The organism is Pseudomonas sp. 18173 (assembly GCF_050432945.1).
Classification (GTDB): Bacteria; Pseudomonadota; Gammaproteobacteria; order Pseudomonadales; family Pseudomonadaceae; genus Aquipseudomonas.
This window is the reverse complement of sequence record NZ_JBKFTN010000010.1, coordinates 144,487-163,755: the sequence shown is the minus strand read 5'-3', so window position 1 is coordinate 163,755 and position 19,269 is coordinate 144,487. Positions and strand designations below refer to the sequence as shown.

The window sequence follows — 19,269 nt, the reverse complement described above, 5'->3', positions numbered from 1 at the left end:
TACTCCTGAAGGCGTTCAGTTGTACGTTTACCCGATCAAGTTCCGTGCCAGCGTTTTACCCCTTCAGATCCAGGCACTTGTGCGAACTCGAGTCAAAACGACTCATCCTGTAAATAGTCATTTAGACTCCATTGAAAGTCATTCAGACTACATCTTCGCAACCCTGTTGCAATTTTCTCGATCTACGGTGCGGCCAGACGACCAGAGGCTGACTACGCTGAAAGTCCGGGACATGCGCAATCTGCAGAGGAGTTGGCACCATGCTGCACGTACAAAAACTCACACCCTGCCTATGGTTCGATGGTCAGGCCGAAGAGGCCGCCAAGTTCTACTGTGCGATCTTCGATCACGCGAAAATCACCGCCATCACTCACTACGGCGAGGCCGGAAAAGAGTTCCATGGCCGGGAAGTCGGTTCGGTCATGACGGTCAGCTTCGAACTCGACGGACAGACCTTTACCGGTCTTAACGGTGGCCCGAACTTCACCTTCAACGAAGCGATCTCGTTCCAGGTCAACTGTCAGACCCAGGAGGAAGTCGACCATTTCTGGGGACACCTTTGCGCCGGCGGGCCGGTCGAGGCACAGCAATGCGGCTGGCTCAAGGACAAATTCGGCGTGTCCTGGCAGATCGTCCCGGTGGCAATGATGGACATGATCAAAAACCCCGACACGAAAAAATCGCAACGGGCCATGCAGGCGATGATGCAGATGAAAAAACTCGATATCGCCGAACTGCAACGAGCCTTTGACGGCGAGAGCTAATACACTCGGGGCCTGACCTGCCGAGGAGTGAGCATGAAGCACGCCGTTGCCAAGAACGCCGACAAGGCTCCGCGCTTCTGGCGCGATGATGCCCTGCCCTTCATCGAAGCCCGCTCCATCGCCGACGGGCGCGAAGTCTGCTACACCCGGCACGCCCACGAGCACTTTTCCATCGGGGCGATCACCGCCGGGCGCAGTACTTACATCCATGAGCAATGCGCATTCGAGGTCTGCGCCGGCACGGTCGTGCTGATGAACCCCGGCGACGTCCACGCCTGCAACCCGATCGAAGACCAGCCCTGGTCGTACCTGATGCTGTACGTCGATACGCCGTGGCTGACCGATTTGCAGCACCAGCTGGGGTTCAGCGATGACTCGGCGTTTCGCCGCTTTTCGCTGACCCATACGCGGGACACCCACCTGTTTGCCGGCCTCGCGGGCTTGTATGAAGTATTGGTCGACCCGCTACAGGATGTGCTGCGCAAACACAGCGTGGCGGTGGAGTTTTTCACTGATGTACAGCTGCGATTGAACCCGATCGACCCACCGCTGCGCGAAGCCAATTTCAAGCTGGAGCGCGCCGCCGACTACATCCGCGACCATTGCACGCAAACCCTCAAGCTCGAAGATATTTGCGAGGCGGCGCAACTGTCACCGTCCTACCTGATCCGCGCGTTCAAACAGCATTACGGCATGACGCCCCACGCCTTCCTGGTGAACCGGCGCATCCAGTTCGCCCAGGATCGATTGCGCAGCGGCAAGCTGATTGCCGACGTGGCGCTGGAAGCGGGGTTCGCCGATCAGGCGCATTTTCAACGGGCATTCAAACAGCATTTGGCGGCGACGCCGGGGCAGTATCGGGGGTGAATCTGCCGTTACGGCAGCAATAGATACACCGCACTCACCACCAGCAACAACGCCATGGCGCGATTGAACAGGCGCATGCCGGCCGGGTTGTTCAAAAAGCCGCGCAGAAACGTCCCGGCATAGGCCCAGCAACCGACCGACACGTAGCAGATCACCAGATAAATCGCGGCGAACTGCCACACCAGCCACGCCTCGCCATCGGCGACAAACGCACCCATTCCGGCCACGCAGGCCAGCCAGGCCTTGGGATTGAGCCACTGCATGATGGCGCCATACAGCATCGACGGGGCCTGTGCCGATTCACTGGTTTGCACCTGCCCATTGTCAGCCGCCAGCTTGAAAGCCATGTACAACAGAAAGGCCACGCCCGCCCATTGCACCCCTTGCGTCAGCGCGGGCCACTGTTGCAACAACTCATGCAGGCCCAACCCCATCAGCACCAGCAGCAAGACAAACCCCAGGGTGGCGCCGGCCACGTGACGCTGGCTGGCCCGCAGGCCGAACCGCGCACCAGAGCTCAACGCAACAATGTTGACTGGCCCCGGGGTGATGGACGCGACCAGCGCAAACGCTGCCATGGACATCATCAGACTCATTGCACACCTTCTTGCGTTGAATTGAACAAGGTCCTCAAGGTAAAGCGCCGACCAACTCGCGTATTGAACAAAACTGCCCTGCCCGGTCTCGCTATGAGTGATAGTCGACGACGCTTTTCACTTTGTTCAGGGCAATGCGCAGCGAGTCCATGTCCACCGAGCCCAACGCCAGGCGTATCGCGTGCGGCACATGGGCAGAAACCGCAAAGGGTTCGGCTGGCGACACCGACACCTGTTCGCGCATCAGCGCCATGGCGATCTGGTCGGCCCGGGCGTCTTCGGCCAACGGCAGCCAGATGAAGTAGGAGTTCGGGTGGCTGATCGTCCTGAGCCCCGCCAGCACCTCCCGGGCCAGGGCTTGCCGGGCCCGGGCGTCCGCCCGTTTTTGCGCTTCCAGCTGGCTGACGGTGCCGTCGTCGAGCCAGGCCGTGGCGATGGCGGTCATCACGCCCGGGGTGTTCCAGGTGGTCGCCATGATGGTGCGCTCGAAGGCGGCGACCCATTGCGTGGGTGCGGCCATGAAGCCAACGCGCAGCCCGGTGGCGACATTCTTCGACATACCGGACACGTACACCGTTCTCTCAGGCGCCTGCTCGGCCAGCGGCGGCGGTACGTTTTCGGCCAGGAACGCGTAGGCGGCGTCCTCGATGATCATCAGGTCATGCCGGCGCGCTATCGCCACCAGTTGCTCGCGCTGACCGGCGTCCATCACCCAGCCCAGCGGGTTATGCAAGGTCGGCATCGAGTACAGGGCCCGTACCGACCGGCTGCGGCAGAGTTTTTCCAGGGCGGGCAGATCGGGCCCGATATCCGTGACCGGAATGGCCAAGACTTCCAGGTGCAGCGTTTCGGCGAGCGTCTTGAAACCGGGGTAAGTCAGCGCATCGGCGGCGATCACATCGCCTGGCTTGAGCACCGTCATCATCGCCACCGCCAGCCCATGCTGGGCACCGCTGACGATCAACACCTGTTCGGCCGGCACGCTCAACCCGCGTTCAAGCAGATGGCGCGCGACCGAGGCCCGCTCATGCAGGCGCCCCGCGTGGGGCTGATAGCGCAGCAGGGATTCCAGGTCCCCGGACAACGCCAACTGACGCAAGGCATTGCGCAGCAGGTCGGCCTGGCCTGGCAATGACGGATAGTTGAAATTCAGGTCGATCATCCCTGCTGCCACCACGTGCTGCGAGATGCCCTGGCCCGGTGGCAGCGAGGTTTCCCTGACAAAAGTCCCGCGTCCGGTTTCGCCACTGACCAGGCCCATGCCCTCCAGCTCGGCATACACCCGGCTGGCGGTAACCAATGCCAGGCCGTGCTCAGTGGCCAGTTGCCGGTGAGTCGGCAGGCGCGTACCGGGTGGCAAACGCCCGGCACGGATGTCAGCGGCAAAGGCATCCACCAGCGTTTTGTAGCGCGATCGAGGCATGTCGAGATGTATCCATGACAATTTTTTGATTGTATCGATAGTCGCTCATACGATCAGCTCAGTGCAATCAGACAATGAGCGTGAGCCAAATGGAACGGACCTCGAACCTGCAACACCGGACGCTGCAACACAGCAGCAGCGGCTGGATCAACGGCCTGATCGGCGTGGTGATCTTCAGTGGCTCGCTGCCGGCAACGCGGGTGGCGGTGCTGGAGTTTGATCCGGTGTTCCTCACGGTCGCGCGTGCAACCATCGCTGCGGTCCTGGCGCTTTGCCTGCTGCTGTTATTCAAGGAAAAACGGCCGGCACGCGCTCAACTGATACCGCTGATGATCGTCGCCCTGGGCGTGGTCATCGGTTTCCCTCTGCTGACGGCGCTGGCCCTGCAATACGTGACGTCCGCACACTCCATCGTGTTCGTCGGCATGTTGCCCCTGGCGACGGCGGTGTTTGGCGTTCTGCGCGGCGGCGAGCGGCCACGGGTGGCGTTCTGGATTTTCTCGGTGCTGGGCAGCTTGCTGGTGGTCGGGTTTGCCCTGTCCCAAGGGCTGACCGCCTCCCCGCAAGGCGACATCCTGATGCTGCTGGCCATCCTCGCCTGCGGCCTGGGGTATGCCGAAGGCGCGAAGCTGTCGCGCACGCTCGGTGGCTGGCAGGTGATTTGCTGGGCGCTGGTGCTGTCGCTACCGGTCGTGGCGCTGCTCAGCTGGATGCGCATACCGGCTGCGTTCAGCGGCATCAGCACGCCGGCCTGGTTCAGCCTGGCTTACGTCTCGCTGTTCAGCATGTTGATCGGTTTCGTGTTCTGGTATCGCGGCCTGGCACAGGGCGGCATTGCGGCTGTGGGGCAATTGCAGCTGCTGCAGCCGTTTTTCGGCCTGACCCTGGCCGCCACCCTGCTGCATGAACAGGTCAGCCTCGGCATGCTGGGTGTCACCGTCGCCGTGATCCTCTGCGTCGCCGGGGCGAAAAAATTCGCCAGATAGCCCCTTGTACGGTGGTTTACGCCTGTCACTGTATGGGTCTGGCCACCGCGTTGCTGTGATAAAAATAGCGCTCTTGCTTCAGGAGCCCAGCATGGATCTCGCCACCCTCACCCTGTTTCTGCCGGCCTGCTTCGCCCTCAACATGGCACCCGGCCCCAACAACCTGCTGTCGGTCAGCAATTCGACCCGCTATGGCTACCGCACCGCCTGTGTGGCCGGCATCGGCCGGTTGCTGGCGTTTGCCGGGATGATCGCCCTCGCATCGGCGGGGCTGGCGGTGGTGCTGCAAACCTCCGAGTTGCTGTTCTACGCAATCAAGATCCTCGGCGCGGCGTACCTGTTCTACCTCGCCTGGCAATTGTGGCGCGCCGACCCTGGCGTCGAAAACGTGGTGACCACAGCACCCGTGGGCACCCTGGCGCTGGCCCGGCAGGAATTCCTGGTAGCGGCCGGCAACCCCAAGGCCATCCTGATTTTCACTGCGTTCCTGCCGCAATTCGTCGACGCGACCCACGCCATTGCGCCGCAGTTCGTGGTGTTGGGCGCGCTGTTTCTGGTGCTGGAATGGATTGCCATCGGCGCCTATGCGTACATGGGCCTGCACATGCGCCGCTGGTTCGCCAGGCCGTCGGGCAAGCGGATATTCAACCGCTGCTGCGCCGGGTTGCTGTCGGCGGCGGCTTCGGTGTTGCTGATGGCGCGTCGAGCCTGAAGGCTTTGCTTCTTTTCTGTGGGAGCGGGCTTGCCCGCGAAGGGGCTGGCACATTCAGTATTTATGGCGCCTGACACGCCGCCATCGCGGGCAAGCCCGCTCCCACAGATTGGAATCACCTTTCGACTGGAAATTCGCTGTCGATTTTCCGGTGGAGGCCACCCATGACGCGATCTATGCTGCGCCCATGAACCTACAAAAAACGCTGTTGCCGCCCCGTGCCGAGATGGTTCGCGCCATGCTCGAGCGAGACACCTCCTACGAGGGGGTGTTTTTCACGGCGGTCAAGACCACTCGCATCTTCTGCCGCCCCGGTTGCACCGCCCGCAGCCCGAAGCCTGCGAACGTCGAGTTCTTTGCCAACACCGAACAATGCCTGGCGGCGGGCTATCGCGCCTGCCTGCGCTGCAAACCACTGGACAGCGCCGCCAGCGCGCCGGACTGGGTGCAGAAACTGTTCAAGTCGGTAGACGCCGCCCCGGAGCAGCGCTGGACCGATGCCCAGCTACTGGCCGAAGGCATCGAGCCACTGAAACTGCGTCGCTGGTTCAAGCAGCATTTCGGCATGACCTTCCACGCGTGGCTGCGCGCCCGGCGCCTGGGCATGGCGTTGGGCGGAATCAAACAGGGCGACTCCATCGATGACGTCGCATTCGATTCCGGCTACGAATCCCTGAGCGGTTTTCGCGATGCCTTTCAGAAGTCGTTTCACATTACTCCGGGCCGCGCGGCCAACAGCGAGCCGCTGCTGTTCACCCGCCTGACCACGCCACTGGGGCCGATGATCGCCATGGCTGAGCAGCGTGGGCTGGTGTTGCTGGCGTTTCTCGATCAGGCATCGCTGAACCCTTCGATCGAGGCGCTGCAAAACCGTTTCGGTTATGCCGTGGTACCGGGACACAACCTGCATTTGCAACAGATCGAAACGCAGTTGTCCGCGTATTTCGCCGGCACATTGACGGCGTTCAGCGTTGCCCTGCACATGCCTGGCAGCGAGTTCTCCCGCCGGGTCTGGGCGGAACTGCAAAAGATCCCTTACGGCCAGACCACCACCTACGGTGCCATCGCGGCGACGCTGGGCAAGCCTGGTGCCAGCCGTGCGGTGGGCCTCGCCAACGGGTATAACCGCTTATCGATTGTCGTGCCGTGCCACCGGGTGATCGGCGCCGACGGTTCATTGACCGGCTACGCTGGAGGCCAGCCGCGCAAGGCGTTTCTGCTCAGGCTGGAAAACGCAGCGGTACAGCTCACGGAGCCATTGGCGTTCTGATCCCCCACAGGCTTTTCATACGGAAGGAAACTCGATGGACAGGCTCGACAATCACCTGCACCAGCTGCATCACGATGGTTTGCTGATCCTCACCAACGTCGCCGATGCCGCCGGGGCGCGACTGGTGGAGCAACTGGGCAACAAGGCCGTGGCCACCAGCAGCGCGGCGGTGGCCTGGGTGCATGGCTACCCGGACGGCAACACCCTGCCCCTTGAGCGCCTGGTCTCGACCGTCGAATCGATTGCCCGGGTCATTTCGGTGCCGCTGACCGTGGACATCGAGGCGGGTTATTCCGATGACCTGGAACGGGTGGCAGAGGTGGTTGACGCAGTGATCGCCGCCGGCGCGGTCGGGATCAATATCGAGGACGGTTCTTCGCCGCCGGATTTGCTGGCAAGCAAGATTGAAACCGCGCGCCGGGTTGCCGATCGCCGTCAGGTGAACCTGTTCATCAATGCGCGCACCGACGTCTACCTGCGGGGCCTGGTGCCTGCCGAGGATCGCGTCGCCGAAACCCTCAGGCGCGCCGCGCTGTATCAGGCGGCCGGCGCCAATGGCCTGTTTGCCGCCGGCGTTACCGCCGAGTACGAGATCAAGGCGCTGTGCCACGGCACCTCGCTGCCATTGAATGTGCTGGGCTTCCCGGGCCTGCCGTCGCCCGAAGCGCTTGAGGCACTGGGCGTGCGCCGCCTGTCCGCAGGTTCGGGCATCGCCGAATTCCTCTACGGTGCCATGGCCGGCATTGCCAAAAGCTTTCTGCAAACCGGCAAGTTCGATACCCACGACCTGAAGGCCTTCACCTATGGCGAAATTAACGCCCTGTTGAAACCGTCCGGGAAACCCTGAGCCCATGTCTGACGGCTATCAGGCGGCCAGTGAGTTCCTGGCCGCCATCGATGACGACTGGCGCCGCCACATCGACGCCATCGGCCCGTGCCTGCACCAGCCGCATGCGGCGCGTGATCCGTATGAGTCGCTGGTGCGGGCGATTGCCTACCAGCAACTGCATGCCAAGGCCGGCGATGCGATTGTCGGCCGGCTGCTGGCGCTGTTCGGTTCGGGCTCGTTCCCCAGGCCTGAACAGATCGTCGCGACAGATTTCGACAGGTTGCGCAGTTGCGGGTTTTCCGCGAGCAAGATCGCGACCATTCAGGGCATCGCCCAGGCATCGCTGGACGGCGTGGTGCCGGATTACGCCACGGCGCTGGCCATGGACGATGAAGCGCTGATCGAACGCCTGATCACGTTGCGCGGCGTGGGCCGCTGGACCGTGGAGATGCTGCTGATCTACAGCCTGGAGCGGCCGGACATCCTGCCGGCCGATGACTTTGGCGTGCGCGAGGGCTACAAGCGACTCAAGGGCCTGGAGGTGCAGCCGACGCGCAAGCAGATGATCGAGATCGGGTTGGGGTGGAGCCCTTACCGGACGGTGGCCTCCTGGTATTTATGGCGGGTGCCCGGGCGGTAGACCGCGTAATCGTTCTTCGCGAGCAAGCCCGCTCCCACAGGGTTCGCCTGATCCTTGTGGGAGCGGGCTTGCTCGCGAAGACGTCAGTCCAGTCAACACAACATCAACGACCTGTCACAACCCCGACTTCAACCGGCTGAACGCCCGGACCAACGCCCGGTTGAACGCCTTGCCATTGTCATTCTTGCTGTACAGCGAAGCCCTGACCGCCGCCGGCGGATATGTCCCCGGATCATTGCGGATCGCCGGGTCGATCAAGCCGTCCGCCGCCGTGATCGCATTGGCGTAGTGGATGGTGTCGGTGATCGGCGCCATCACCTCCGGGGTCATCAGATAGTCCATCAGCGCAAGACCGGCCTTTGGATGCGGCGCATCCTTGGGAATGACCATGGCATCGAACCAGATCAAGGTACCCTCCTTCGGAATGCGGTACGTCAGCGAGTACGGTTTGCCCGCTGCCTGGGCCTGGCCCGCCGCGATACCCACGTTACCGTTCCACGACATCGCCACGCAGGTGTTGCCGTTGGCCAGGTCGCTGATGTTCAGGTCGTTGTCGAAGTAACGAATGTACGGCCGAATCTTCGCCAGTTGTTGCTCGGCCAGTTTCAGGTCGTCGAGATTCTGGCGGTTGATGTCCAGCCCCATGTATTTCATGACCGCCGCAAACACTTCGTTGGGATCGTTGAGCAGGCTGACCCCGCAATCGGCGAATTTCGCGACTACGGCCGGATCGAACAACATCGCCCAACTGTCTGTCGGCGCGTCGGGCAGGCGCTGTTTCACGGCCTCTTGCTGATACCCCACGCCCGTGGTGCCCCAGGCGTAGATCCCGGCATAGCGGTTGCCCGGATCGAACACCGCCATGTGCTGGCGGAACTCCTCGCCGACGCCGGCGAAATGCGGCAGTTGCTGTTTGTCCACCGTCTGTACCGCACCACTCTCGATGGCCCGGGACAGATGCTGTCCCGCCGTCAGCACCAGGTCGTAGCCACTGCGGCCGGTGAGCAGCTTGGTCTCGACGGTTTCCAGGGAATCGAAGTGGTCGGCCACCACATGGATACCGGTTTTTTCCTCGAAATTCTTCAAGGTGTCCGGGGCCAGGTACTCGCCCCAGATGTACAGGTTAACCACCGGTGTGGCAGTGTCGGCGGCCTGCACACACAGGGGTGCAAGCACCAGCAGTATTGCTTGAGTCAGTTTGTGCAGGCCCACGGTCACGCTCCCTTTTTGCTTGCGGTCGTGGCGGCGTACTGCGGCATGGTGATGCACGCGACGTTGCCGCCACCGAGAAGGATTTCCCGGGAGTTTTCTATACCGACGATGCTGTGTTGCGGGAACAGCTCGGCCAGGGTCGCCAGCGCCACGTTGTCGTTGCGATCACCAAACAGCGGCACCACGATGGAACGGTTGCCGGCGTAGTAGTTGATGTACGACGCGCAGATTTTCGTCCCGGCCTGGCGGGTATGGGTACTGTCCTGTTGGTCCAGCCCCTCGGCCTCTTCGGCCGTCCACTCCAGCACATCCGGCTGCGGCAGCTTGTGCACGATCAACTCGCGGCCGCGACTGTCGCGGGTGCTGCGCAGGATGTCGTAGGCCTCCTGATAGATTTCCCACTGCGGGTCGTCGCGGTTGTCGGTCCATTGCAACACCACTTCACCAGGGCGCACGAAGCACGCGAGGTCGTCGACATGGCCATCGGTTTCGTCGAACTTGCAGCCCCGCGGAAGCCAGATGACCTGTTCGGCGCCGAGGTAATCGGTCAGACGACGGGTCACTTCATCCTTGCCCAGATGCTGGTTGCGGTTGCGATTGAGCAAGCACTGCTCGGTGGTGAGGATGCTGCCCTGGCCGTCGCTCTGGATGCCTCCCAGTTCGGCAATCAACGGCGCGCGATAGCGGTCGAAGCGTTCGATTTCGAGGATCTTGCTGGCGATCTGGTCGTCCTTGTCCCACGGGTAGTACAGGCCGCCGTCGAGCCCGCCGTAGGCATTGAATTCGAAGTCGACGCCGCGCACTTCGCCGCTCTGGTCATTGACCACAAAGCACGGGCCGCTGTCGCGGAACCAGGTGTCATTGCAGGTCATTTCCACCACACGCACCTGCGGCGGCAACTGGCGGCGCGCGGTGGCGAACTGTGCCGCCGAGGCGCACACGGTGACCGGCTCGCTCATGGAAATGGCGGTGACGATCTGCACCCACACTTTCTGCGCCGGCTTGGCACCGTTGCGCCAGACGTCGGTGCGCTCCGGCCAGCCGAGCCAGCAACCGGACTTGGCTTCGAATTCGCCGGGCAGACGGAAACCGTCCTGTTTGGGAGTGGTGTCGAGCAAACGTGCCATGGTCAAACCTCTTCAGCGGGGATTGGAATGACCACAGGCTAAGGGCGTTGGCGACAGGCTCGCCAACGATGATTATTTCGGAATAGTTGAATTCAACTCATCAGTCGAGCCACTGATCGTTGAACCATTCCAGCATCTGCGCCACCGCCGGACGCTCCAGCCGCACCCGCTCGCACACCAGCGCGTATTGGCCCAGGGCGGTCATGCTCGACGTGAACGGCCGCACCAGCCGACCGCTGAGCAAGTCTTCCTGGGCTGTCAGGTTGTCGCCCATGGCCACGCCCTGCCCTTGAGCGGCGGCTTCCAGCGCCAACCCGGCATGGGCGAAATACAACTGGCGGTCCGGGCGCTGGTCGCCGGCATGGCTGGTGAGCCAGGCGGTCCAGGTCTTGCCGTCCTGGTCGTCGTGCAGCAGGCAATGGCGGGCCAGGTCCTTCGGGGCTTTCAGGGTGCCCTGGTTGAACAGGCCGGGGCTGCACACCGGGAAGAACTGCAACGCCGGCAGCGGCCGGACGAAATACGCGGAGCTGTCCACCGGGCCGGTGCCGTAGGTGATCGCCAGGTCAATGTCTTCCCCGGGCGCCGTGGCGTCGATCGGTTGTTCGTACAGATGCAGGGTGATGTGCGGATAGCGTGCGTAGAAATCCGAGAGACGACTCATCAGCCACTTTTGCGCCAGCTCGGCGGTGACCGCCAGGCGTAATACCGCGAGGGATGAAGGATCGCGCAGTTCATCGCAGGCATCGCCAATCAATTCGAAGGCCTGTTGCAGGCTTTGCATCAGGCGCCCGGCGGCCAGGGTCGGGCGAATCTGCCGGCCTTCGCGCACGAACAGCGACACGCCGAGCTGCTCTTCGAGCTGGCGAATCTGGTGGCTGACCGCGCTGTCGGTCACGCACAGCTCCGCTGCCGCCCGACCGAAATGGGCGTGGCGGGCGGCGCATTCGAAGGTTCTGAGGGCTGCCAGGGAGGGTAGTCGTCGCATGGGTTTCAAATCCCGGTTTCGAGGCGCTCATGCTGACCGGGCCGTTAGTGTGCGTCCAGTGGCACCGCGTTATCGTTCATCGCTGGCAAGCCGGCTCCCACAAGGATTGCAGGCGAACAGAAAACTTGTGCCCGGCACATCACCTGTGGGAGCTGGCTTGCCAGCGATGGCGTCGGCACTGCTGATCCCTGTCTTCTAGGCTGATCTGTATCACTTGAGCCACCGGAGACCCGCCGGAACACACGCACCTGATGCTCGGCTCAAAAGCACCGTGGGTGGAGGTTCAGGCGCAATCCGGGGATCAACAGTTCGATCTGTACCCCGAAGAGTCCATTGCGCAATGGCATGAACGCCTGGGTTTGAGTCGCCAGGTTCTGCGCGACACTGTCTTGAGCGCTACCGGAAGCTCACGCCGCGGCCGGTACGCCGCTATGGAAGCGGAATTCCACATCCGGGGACTCGATCAGTTCCTGCTCGGCGGCACGGACCTTGTCGATCACCTGGGCAATGTCCTTGGCGTCCCCGTACTGGTAGGCCAGTTTCAGGTACCCCTGGAAATGCCGGGCCTCGCTCTTGAGCAGGCCGAAATAGAACTTGCCCAGTTCTTCGTCCAGGTGCGGCACCAGCGCTTCGAAACGCTCGCAACTGCGGGCCTCGATGAATGCCCCCACCACCAACGTGTCCACCAGTTTCACCGGCTCGTGGCTGCGTACCACCTTGCGCAGCCCCGACGCATAGCGCCCGGCAGACAGCTGGCGCAGCGCGATCTTGCGGCGTTTCATCAGGCGCATGACCTGTTCGTGGTGCACCAGCTCTTCCCGGGCCAGGCGCGACATCATGTTGATCAGGTCGACGTGGGAGTGATACTTGGCGATCAGGCTGAGCGCCGTGCTGGCGGCCTTGAATTCGCAGTTCTTGTGGTCGATCAGCAGGGTTTCCTGATCGGCCAGCGCGGCTTGAACCCAGCCGTCGGGGGTGCGGCAGCCAAGGAACTCGTGAATTTCGGGAAGGATCATGGGGCTCACGGAAAAATAGGTTCAAACGAAGGGCGCCGATTATACCGGCCTGCCCGCAGACCACCAGTCGCCAACCGTTGATATGCATCAAGTCCCCGAATCGCAGGCAGCAACTATAGTTGTGCAACGCCGTGCTTTTTCATTTCAGGAGATCCCGATCATGCAAGCCGTACGCAGCATTCTGGTGGTCATCGACCCCGAACACTCCGAAAGCCTGGCGCTCAAACGGGCCAAATTGATTGCAGGCGTAACCCAGGCGCATCTGCACCTGCTGGTGTGCGACCCCAAGCATGATCACAGCGCGATGTTGGGTGTGCTCAAGGCCGCTTTGCTGGCAGACGGTTATAACGTCACCACTGAACAGGCCTGGAATCACAGCCTGCATCAAACCATCATCGAAGTGCAGCAAGCCGAAGGCTGCGGACTGGTGGTCAAGCAGCACTTTCCCGACAGCGCACTGAAAAAGGCCCTGCTGACACCCGAGGACTGGAAACTGCTGCGCCAATGCCCTTCCCCGGTACTGCTGGTGAAAACCGCCGGTTCATGGAAAGACAAAGTGATCCTGGCGGCGATCGACGTGGGCAATTCCGACGGCGAACATCGCCATCTGCACGACACCATCATTGATCATGGCTATGACATCGCAACCCTGGCCAAGGCCCACTTGCACGTGATCAGCGCCCATCCGTCGCCGATGCTGTCGTCGGCCGACCCGACGTTTCAACTCAGTGAAACCATCCAGGCGCGCTACCGCGAGCAATGCAAGTCGTTCCAGGCCGAATTCGACATCGACGATGAGCACCTGCACATCGAGGAAGGCCCGGCGGATGTGCTGATTCCGTTCATGGTGCACAAGCTGCAGGCGGCGGTGACGGTGATCGGCACCGTGGCCCGCAGCGGTTTGTCCGGGACCCTGATCGGCAATACCGCGGAAGTGGTGCTGGATGCGGTCGAGAGCGATGTGCTGGTGCTCAAGCCGCAGGAGATCGAGGACCATCTGGAGGAGATTGCCAGCAAGCATTGAGTTCGTAGCGCCTGTCAGNTTGCTCGGAGGGCCAGTATTCGGCCCGGGCCGTGACGCTGAGCAACAGCAGGAAAATGAGGGACAAGCCTTTTGGCATGGCGAGGGCTCGGAGATTGAACTGGCTGAGCCTAGTCGAGGTTGATGACAGTTCCTGGATTTGTGTTGCTGTTGAGGCCGTCTTCGCGAGCAGGCTCGCTCCCACAAGGGAATGCATTTCAACTGTGGGAGCGAGCCTGCTCGCGAAGCTTTGAAAACTACCCGCCAAACGCATCCTTGAGGAACCCCGGCGCAATGTAGCGCTGGTAATGGGCCTCGGAGAGCAGGAAAAATTCCCGATCAATGGCATCGCGCAATTCCGGCAGGTTCCAGTCGCGAAACTCCGGCAGCAATACCATGCCGTAGGCTTCCAGGTTGTTGATCACCCGTGCGCCCCGCGCGATCAACTGGTAGGCCCAGCAGTATTCCGACTGATGGGGCACGAAGCGGATCTTGCGCTGCTCCAGTTGCTTCCTGAGCACAGCCGGGTCGAAAATTTCCACCTTGGCGGCCATCACCTGCGACAGCAACTGCTCAAGACGCAGCCATACCGCGCGCTTCTCTTCCTCGTTGTAACCGTTCCAGTGGATCACTTCGTGGTGGAATCGCTTGCAGCCACGGCACACCAGGTCACCGTAAACAGTGGAGCAGAGGCCGACGCAGGGTGTCTTGATGGTCTGATTGGGCATAGATAGGCAAAACGCGAAAAAGCAGGACAAGCGGTCATGTTAGCCCTTTGTCCGCCATTGATCACCCCTCAAAGTTCAGGGCCCGGGGTGATTCGGGGTTTGCCGGCCGCCTCCACCAAAGTCCAATAAAACCTGACTTACCTTTAATTTTTTTTTGCCGTAGAATCAGCCTGCCTTTTTAGGCGCCAATGTCCGTTAGAAGCTGTTTTCAAAGCGTCACGAGCACAGTCGTTCCTTCAGAGCGGTGTTGGCGAAGGGTTTTTCCAGCGGGGAAAAATCCGGCGCCAACCCTCATCAGCTCCCGTTCTGCAGGCGTAAAACTTTGAAAGCAGCTTCTGTAAGGAATTGTCGGTAATTCTGGCTAAGTGGCTCACAACGCCATGCAGCGCATGAGTACGGCAATTTCGGGATGAGCGTCCCGGACACCCATTTGGGACCACTGATGAGGGTAATAACTGTGCTTGAAGCCTACCGCAAACATATCGAAGAGCGCGCAGCACTGGGTATCGTTCCCCAGCCGCTAAACGCCGAACAAACTGCAGGCCTGGTCGAGCTGCTGAAAAATCCCCCGGCTGGCGAAGAAGCATTCCTCGTTGACCTGATCACCAATCGCGTTCCGCCAGGCGTGGACGAAGCAGCCTATGTCAAGGCCGGCTTCCTGTCCGCCATCGCCAAAGGCGAAGCCAAATCCCCCCTGATCGACAAGAAGCGCGCTGTTGAACTGCTCGGCACCATGCAGGGCGGCTACAACATCGTGACTCTGGTAAACCTGCTGGACGACGCCGAACTGGCACCAGTAGCTGCCGAAGAACTCAAGCACACCCTGCTGATGTTCGATGCCTTCCACGACGTCGCTGAAAAAGCCAAGAAAGGTAATGTTCACGCCAAGGGCGTGCTGCAATCCTGGGCTGACGGCGAGTGGTTCGTGAAGCGCCCGACCCTGGCCGACAAGATCAGCCTGCGCGTGTTCAAGGTCACCGGCGAAACCAACACCGACGACCTGTCCCCTGCTCCAGATGCCTGGTCCCGTCCGGACATCCCGCTGCACGCCCTGGCCATGCTGAAAATGGCTCGCGACGGCATCGTTCCGGACGAGCAAGGCGTCACCGGTCCGATGAAGCAGATCGAAGAAATGCGCAATGCCGGCTTCCCGATCGCCTACGTCGGCGACGTGGTCGGTACCGGTTCCTCGCGTAAATCGGCAACCAACTCGGTACTGTGGTTCTTCGGCGACGACGTTCCTTACGTGCCGAACAAGCGTGCCGGCGGTTTCTGCTTCGGCAGCAAGATCGCCCCGATCTTCTACAACACCATGGAAGATGCTGGCGCACTGCCAATCGAATTCGACGTATCCAACATGCACATGGGCGACGTGATCGACCTGTACCCGCATGCTGGCAAAGTCTGCAAGCACGGCACCGACGAAGTCCTGACCACCTTCGAAATGAAGACCCCGGTCCTGCTCGACGAAGTTCGCGCTGGCGGCCGTATTCCGCTGATCATCGGCCGTGGCCTGACCGAGAAGGCTCGCGCCGAACTGGGCCTGCCACCTTCGACCCTGTTCAAGAAGCCTGAAGCACCGGCTGAAAGCACCAAGGGTTTCACCCTGGCGCAGAAAATGGTCGGCAAGGCTTGCGGCGTGACCGGCGTTCGTCCGGGCACCTACTGCGAACCGAAGATGACCACCGTGGGTTCCCAGGACACCACCGGTCCAATGACCCGTGACGAACTCAAAGACCTGGCGTGCCTGGGCTTCTCGACCGACCTGGTGATGCAGTCCTTCTGCCACACCGCGGCTTATCCAAAGCCGATCGACGTGACCACCCACCACACCCTGCCTGACTTCATCATGACCCGCGGCGGCGTTTCCCTGCGTCCGGGCGACGGCATCATCCACTCGTGGCTGAACCGCATGCTGCTGCCGGACACCGTCGGTACCGGTGGTGACTCCCACACCCGTTTCCCGATCGGCATCTCGTTCCCGGCCGGTTCCGGCCTGGTCGCGTTCGCCGCTGCCACCGGCGTCATGCCGCTGGACATGCCTGAGTCGATCCTGGTTCGCTTCAAAGGCGAACTGCAGCCAGGCGTCACCCTGCGTGACCTGGTTCACGCCATTCCTTACTACGCGATCCAGAAAGGCCTGTTGACCGTAGAGAAGAAAGGCAAGAAGAACGCCTTCTCCGGTCGCATCCTGGAGATCGAAGGTCTGCCTAAACTGACCGTAGAGCAAGCGTTCGAACTGTCCGACGCCTCGGCCGAACGTTCGGCTGCCGGTTGCACCATCCAGCTGTCCAAAGAGTCGATTGCCGAGTACCTGCAATCGAACATCACCCTGCTGCGCTGGATGATCGGCGAAGGCTACGGCGATGCTCGTACCCTGGAACGTCGCGCCCAAGCGATGGAAGCCTGGCTGGCCAACCCTGAGCTGCTGGAAGCCGACAAGGACGCCGAATACGCCGAAGTCATCGAGATCGACCTGGCCGACATCAAGGAGCCTGTGCTCTGCGCGCCGAACGACCCGGACGACGCTCGCCTGCTCTCCAGCGTTGCTGGCGAGAAGATCGACGAAGTGTTCATCGGTTCGTGCATGACCAACATCGGTCACTTCCGCGCTGCCGGCAAGTTGCTGGAACAGGTCAAGGGTCAGCTGCCAACCCGTCTGTGGCTGTCGCCACCGACCAAGATGGACGCTCACCAGCTGACCGAAGAAGGCTACTACGGCATCTACGGCAAGGCCGGCGCTCGCATGGAAATGCCAGGCTGCTCGCTGTGCATGGGTAACCAGGCACGTGTAGAAGCCAACTCCACCGTGGTGTCGACTTCGACCCGTAACTTCCCGAACCGTCTGGGTGACGGCGCGAACGTCTACCTGGCTTCGGCCGAGCTGGCGTCCGTAGCCTCCATCCTGGGTCGCCTGCCGACCGTCGAGGAGTACATGGAGTACGCTGGCAAGATCGACAGCATGGCGGCCGATGTCTACCGCTACCTGTCCTTCGACCAGATCGCCGAGTTCCGTGAAGCTGCTGCGAACGCCAACATCCCGGTCGTTCAAGCCTAACGTTGCAACGCAATGAAAAACGCCGCCCATCGTGAGATGAGCGGCGTTTTTTTATGCCCACGATGGACCACTNCCCCCCCCCCCCCCCCCCCCCCCCCCCCCCCCCCCCCCCCCCCCCCCCCCCCCCCCCCCCCCCCCCCCCCCCCCCCCCCCCCCCCCCCCCCCCCCCCCCCCCCCCCCCCCCCCCCCCCCCCCCCCCCCCCCCCCCCCCCCCCCCCCCCCCCCCCCCCCCCCCCCCCCCCCCCCCCCCCCCCCCCCCCCCCCCCCCCCCCCCCCCCCCCCCCCCCCCCCCCCCCCCCCCCCCCCCCCCCCCCCCCCCCCCCCCCCCCCCCCCCCCCCCCCCCCCCCCCCCCCCCCCCCACAGGGGGGTCATGCATTCAACTGGAGGGCCTGCTGCACCGCCCCATCCACACTCAAACCACTCAGAATCACACCGCTGGATTGCACCTGCGCCAACGCCGTTTGCGCGTCGTCCTTCAGACGCGCCAGAATCAGGCGCTTGCCCTCCTGGTGCACCCGCACGAAAAACGCCTGCAACGCCTCGATGCTGGTGCCATCCAGGTCAGGGGATTCCTCAAGACTGAGAATCACTGAATGAACAGGCTCCTCTGAGTGCCGGACCAGCCGCAAGGCGCCGCCAAGAATCCGCTCGACGTTGGCAAAGAACAACGCCTCCCCCGGCCGGACAATCAATACGCCTGGCACGGTTTGCGCCGCCGGATGGCGTTGCAGGTCGACAAAGTCGTGACCGCCATCGATGCGCCCCAGAATCTGGATATCCGCCGCCGACATCTGCTTGAGCATCAGCAACACACTGATCGCCACCGCCACCAGCAAGCCGTCCAGCACCCCCAGCACCAACACCGCACCCACGGCGCAGACCAGCAGCAAACGGTCACGGCGCCAGATGAAATACCGCCCCAGCGGCTGCAGGCTCAAGCCACGCCCCAGGGCATGGATGACGATGGCGGCGAGAATCGGCTCCGGGGTCAGGGCGATGTAAGGCAGCACTGTCAGGACAATGACCAGCACCACCAGCGCCGCCACGATACCGGCCAGGCGCGAAGTGGCACCTGCCGCCTCATTGGCCGACGTGGCCGAATACCCCGCGCCGGCCGGCATGCCGTGGAACAGGCCGGACAACAGATTGCCAGCCCCCAGCGCCAGCAGGTCGCGGTTGGAAGTGACACGATCGCCATGCTTGAGCGCATAGGCACTGATCGAGCCATAGGACTCCGCATACAGGATCATCACCATGGCGAACGCCAATTCACCCAGGCGCAGCCAGTCGGCAAACGGCAGTACCGGCAGTTTCGGCACCTCCAGACTCAGGTCAATCACGCCGATCAGCTTCACGCCATAAGCCGGCAGGTCCAGCCACTGCCCCGCCGCAATGCCAATGACCACTACCAGCAAACCACCTGGCAGGTGTCGAAACCGTGCGAACAGCCATAACAACGTCAACGCCACCGCGCCGACGCCAGCCGCCGCCCAGTTCCAGTGCGGCAACTGTTCCAGCAGTTGCGGCAGAAAGCGCACCAGGTTGGCATCGGTCAAATGCACACCGACCACGCTGGCGACCTGCTTGAGTATGATGGTCAGCGCCAGGCCAAAGGCAAAACCGCGCAGCACCGGCTTGGCGATGAACGACGTCACGCTGCCGAGCTTGAACAGCCCGGCCAGCAGGAAAAACGCCCCGGTCACCAGCACCAGGCCGAAGGCCAGGGTCGAGCGCAGTTGCGGGTCGCCATTGGCCAGGGTGGCGGTCGCGGCGGCCAGCACGGCGGCGGAAGATGAGGTAGCCGAGACAATGGCGAAACGGCTGGTGCCGAACAGGCCATAACACAGCAATCCGGCAAACAAGGCGATCACCCCGGCCTGGGGCGCCAGTGCGGCGATGCCCGAATAAGCGACCGCCTCGGGCAGCAACAGGCCGGCAATCGACAAACCGGCGAGCAGGTCCTGCCAGCGATTGGACGGCTCAACGGGGTTGGGCGGTAAGGCGCTCGACAATCCGGTGTCTCCAGGCGAAAAA

At 62.4% G+C, this 19,269-nt stretch carries 17 protein-coding genes and 1 pseudogene; 10 read left to right on the top strand and 8 right to left on the bottom strand.

From position 1 onward, the window contains the following. Nucleotides 1-260 precede the first annotated feature (260 nt). Together ACLD1X_RS13825 and ACLD1X_RS13820 are read left to right on the top strand one after the other, a co-directional pair. Entirely contained in the window at nt 261-764 is a 504-nt protein-coding gene (locus tag ACLD1X_RS13825; RefSeq protein ID WP_429368438.1) for a VOC family protein, read from the top strand. A 33-nt stretch (nt 765-797) separates the two neighbouring features. After that, entirely contained in the window at nt 798-1,631 is an 834-nt protein-coding gene (locus ACLD1X_RS13820) for a helix-turn-helix domain-containing protein (protein ID WP_429368436.1), read from the top strand. A gap of 8 nt (nt 1,632-1,639) precedes the next feature. Here ACLD1X_RS13820 and ACLD1X_RS13815 read toward each other — a convergent pair whose 3' ends face one another. Both ACLD1X_RS13815 and ACLD1X_RS13810 read right to left on the bottom strand, forming a co-directional pair. After that, the gene (locus ACLD1X_RS13815) at nt 1,640-2,227 is read right to left on the bottom strand and encodes a LysE family translocator (RefSeq protein WP_429368434.1); all 588 of its coding nucleotides are present in this window, start codon (nt 2,225-2,227) and stop codon (nt 1,640-1,642) included. 91 nt (nt 2,228-2,318) lie between these two features. Continuing rightward, a complete protein-coding gene (locus tag ACLD1X_RS13810; protein WP_429368432.1) occupies nt 2,319-3,650 on the bottom strand; it encodes a PLP-dependent aminotransferase family protein in 1,332 nt (443 codons plus the stop codon). Nucleotides 3,651-3,739: 89 nt separating this feature from the next. On the opposite strand from ACLD1X_RS13810, the gene ACLD1X_RS13805 reads away from it, so the two are divergent. From ACLD1X_RS13805 to ACLD1X_RS13785, 5 genes are all read left to right on the top strand, one after another. Then, nucleotides 3,740-4,636 (top strand): DMT family transporter, encoded by an 897-nt coding sequence (locus ACLD1X_RS13805; protein WP_429368430.1) that lies wholly within the window; start codon nt 3,740-3,742, stop codon nt 4,634-4,636. 91 nt (nt 4,637-4,727) lie between these two features. Then, nucleotides 4,728-5,348: a LysE family translocator gene (locus tag ACLD1X_RS13800; RefSeq protein WP_429368428.1), complete on the top strand. Its 621-nt coding sequence runs from the start codon at nt 4,728-4,730 to the stop codon at nt 5,346-5,348. Between the two features lie 187 nt (nt 5,349-5,535). After that, nucleotides 5,536-6,618: a bifunctional transcriptional activator/DNA repair enzyme AdaA gene (locus ACLD1X_RS13795; RefSeq protein ID WP_429368426.1), complete on the top strand. Its 1,083-nt coding sequence runs from the start codon at nt 5,536-5,538 to the stop codon at nt 6,616-6,618. 34 nt (nt 6,619-6,652) lie between these two features. Further along, nucleotides 6,653-7,465, top strand: coding sequence for an isocitrate lyase/PEP mutase family protein (locus ACLD1X_RS13790; protein ID WP_429368424.1), 813 nt, complete (start codon nt 6,653-6,655; stop codon nt 7,463-7,465). A 4-nt stretch (nt 7,466-7,469) separates the two neighbouring features. Then, nucleotides 7,470-8,087 carry a DNA-3-methyladenine glycosylase family protein gene (locus tag ACLD1X_RS13785; protein WP_429368422.1) on the top strand — a complete coding sequence of 206 codons (618 nt, stop codon included), beginning with the start codon at nt 7,470-7,472 and terminating at the stop codon, nt 8,085-8,087. A gap of 114 nt (nt 8,088-8,201) precedes the next feature. On the opposite strand, the gene ACLD1X_RS13780 is transcribed toward ACLD1X_RS13785, so the two are convergent. The 3 genes from ACLD1X_RS13780 to ACLD1X_RS13770 form a co-directional block, all read right to left on the bottom strand. After that, complete coding sequence (locus tag ACLD1X_RS13780) at nt 8,202-9,299, bottom strand: extracellular solute-binding protein (RefSeq protein WP_429368420.1); 1,098 nt, start codon at nt 9,297-9,299, stop codon at nt 8,202-8,204. Nucleotides 9,300-9,301: 2 nt separating this feature from the next. After that, a complete protein-coding gene (gene aguA / locus ACLD1X_RS13775) occupies nt 9,302-10,426 on the bottom strand; it encodes an agmatine deiminase (RefSeq protein ID WP_429368418.1) in 1,125 nt (374 codons plus the stop codon). Between the two features lie 100 nt (nt 10,427-10,526). After that, a complete protein-coding gene (locus tag ACLD1X_RS13770) occupies nt 10,527-11,411 on the bottom strand; it encodes a LysR substrate-binding domain-containing protein (RefSeq protein ID WP_429368416.1) in 885 nt (294 codons plus the stop codon). 230 nt (nt 11,412-11,641) lie between these two features. On the opposite strand from ACLD1X_RS13770, the pseudogene ACLD1X_RS13765 reads away from it, so the two are divergent. Next, nucleotides 11,642-11,779, top strand: a pseudogene (locus ACLD1X_RS13765) (GFA family protein); the annotation flags it as partial. A gap of 39 nt (nt 11,780-11,818) precedes the next feature. On the opposite strand, the gene ACLD1X_RS13760 reads toward ACLD1X_RS13765, so the two are convergent. Beyond that, a complete protein-coding gene (locus tag ACLD1X_RS13760; protein WP_008017540.1) occupies nt 11,819-12,427 on the bottom strand; it encodes a tRNA-(ms[2]io[6]A)-hydroxylase in 609 nt (202 codons plus the stop codon). 160 nt (nt 12,428-12,587) lie between these two features. Between ACLD1X_RS13760 and ACLD1X_RS13755 the strand changes: the two genes are divergently transcribed. Continuing rightward, entirely contained in the window at nt 12,588-13,451 is an 864-nt protein-coding gene (locus ACLD1X_RS13755; protein ID WP_429368414.1) for a universal stress protein, read from the top strand. A gap of 254 nt (nt 13,452-13,705) precedes the next feature. On the opposite strand, the gene ACLD1X_RS13750 is transcribed toward ACLD1X_RS13755, so the two are convergent. Then, entirely contained in the window at nt 13,706-14,176 is a 471-nt protein-coding gene (locus tag ACLD1X_RS13750) for a DUF1289 domain-containing protein (protein ID WP_429368412.1), read from the bottom strand. Between the two features lie 457 nt (nt 14,177-14,633). Between ACLD1X_RS13750 and acnB the strand changes: the two genes are divergently transcribed. Then, nucleotides 14,634-17,234 (top strand): bifunctional aconitate hydratase 2/2-methylisocitrate dehydratase, encoded by a 2,601-nt coding sequence (gene acnB / locus ACLD1X_RS13745; protein WP_429368506.1) that lies wholly within the window; start codon nt 14,634-14,636, stop codon nt 17,232-17,234. A gap of 369 nt (nt 17,235-17,603) precedes the next feature. Here acnB and ACLD1X_RS13740 read toward each other — a convergent pair whose 3' ends face one another. Further along, entirely contained in the window at nt 17,604-19,247 is a 1,644-nt protein-coding gene (locus ACLD1X_RS13740; protein WP_429368410.1) for a SulP family inorganic anion transporter, read from the bottom strand. Between the last annotated feature and the right edge of the window lie 22 nt (nt 19,248-19,269).

What these genes read in the sequence shown, in the direction of transcription:
- ACLD1X_RS13825 (WP_429368438.1), top strand. Translation starts at nt 261, where the DNA reads ATGCTGCACGTACAAAAACTCACACCCTGCCTATGGTTCGATGGTCAG.
- ACLD1X_RS13820 (WP_429368436.1), top strand. Translation starts at nt 798, where the DNA reads ATGAAGCACGCCGTTGCCAAGAACGCCGACAAGGCTCCGCGCTTCTGG.
- ACLD1X_RS13815 (WP_429368434.1), bottom strand. Translation starts at nt 2,227, where the DNA reads ATGAGTCTGATGATGTCCATGGCAGCGTTTGCGCTGGTCGCGTCCATC.
- ACLD1X_RS13810 (WP_429368432.1), bottom strand. Translation starts at nt 3,650, where the DNA reads ATGCCTCGATCGCGCTACAAAACGCTGGTGGATGCCTTTGCCGCTGAC.
- ACLD1X_RS13805 (WP_429368430.1), top strand. Translation starts at nt 3,740, where the DNA reads ATGGAACGGACCTCGAACCTGCAACACCGGACGCTGCAACACAGCAGC.
- ACLD1X_RS13800 (WP_429368428.1), top strand. Translation starts at nt 4,728, where the DNA reads ATGGATCTCGCCACCCTCACCCTGTTTCTGCCGGCCTGCTTCGCCCTC.
- ACLD1X_RS13795 (WP_429368426.1), top strand. Translation starts at nt 5,536, where the DNA reads ATGAACCTACAAAAAACGCTGTTGCCGCCCCGTGCCGAGATGGTTCGC.
- ACLD1X_RS13790 (WP_429368424.1), top strand. Translation starts at nt 6,653, where the DNA reads ATGGACAGGCTCGACAATCACCTGCACCAGCTGCATCACGATGGTTTG.
- ACLD1X_RS13785 (WP_429368422.1), top strand. Translation starts at nt 7,470, where the DNA reads ATGTCTGACGGCTATCAGGCGGCCAGTGAGTTCCTGGCCGCCATCGAT.
- aguA (WP_429368418.1), bottom strand. Translation starts at nt 10,426, where the DNA reads ATGGCACGTTTGCTCGACACCACTCCCAAACAGGACGGTTTCCGTCTG.
- ACLD1X_RS13770 (WP_429368416.1), bottom strand. Translation starts at nt 11,411, where the DNA reads ATGCGACGACTACCCTCCCTGGCAGCCCTCAGAACCTTCGAATGCGCC.
- ACLD1X_RS13760 (WP_008017540.1), bottom strand. Translation starts at nt 12,427, where the DNA reads ATGATCCTTCCCGAAATTCACGAGTTCCTTGGCTGCCGCACCCCCGAC.
- ACLD1X_RS13755 (WP_429368414.1), top strand. Translation starts at nt 12,588, where the DNA reads ATGCAAGCCGTACGCAGCATTCTGGTGGTCATCGACCCCGAACACTCC.
- ACLD1X_RS13750 (WP_429368412.1), bottom strand. Translation starts at nt 14,176, where the DNA reads ATGCCCAATCAGACCATCAAGACACCCTGCGTCGGCCTCTGCTCCACT.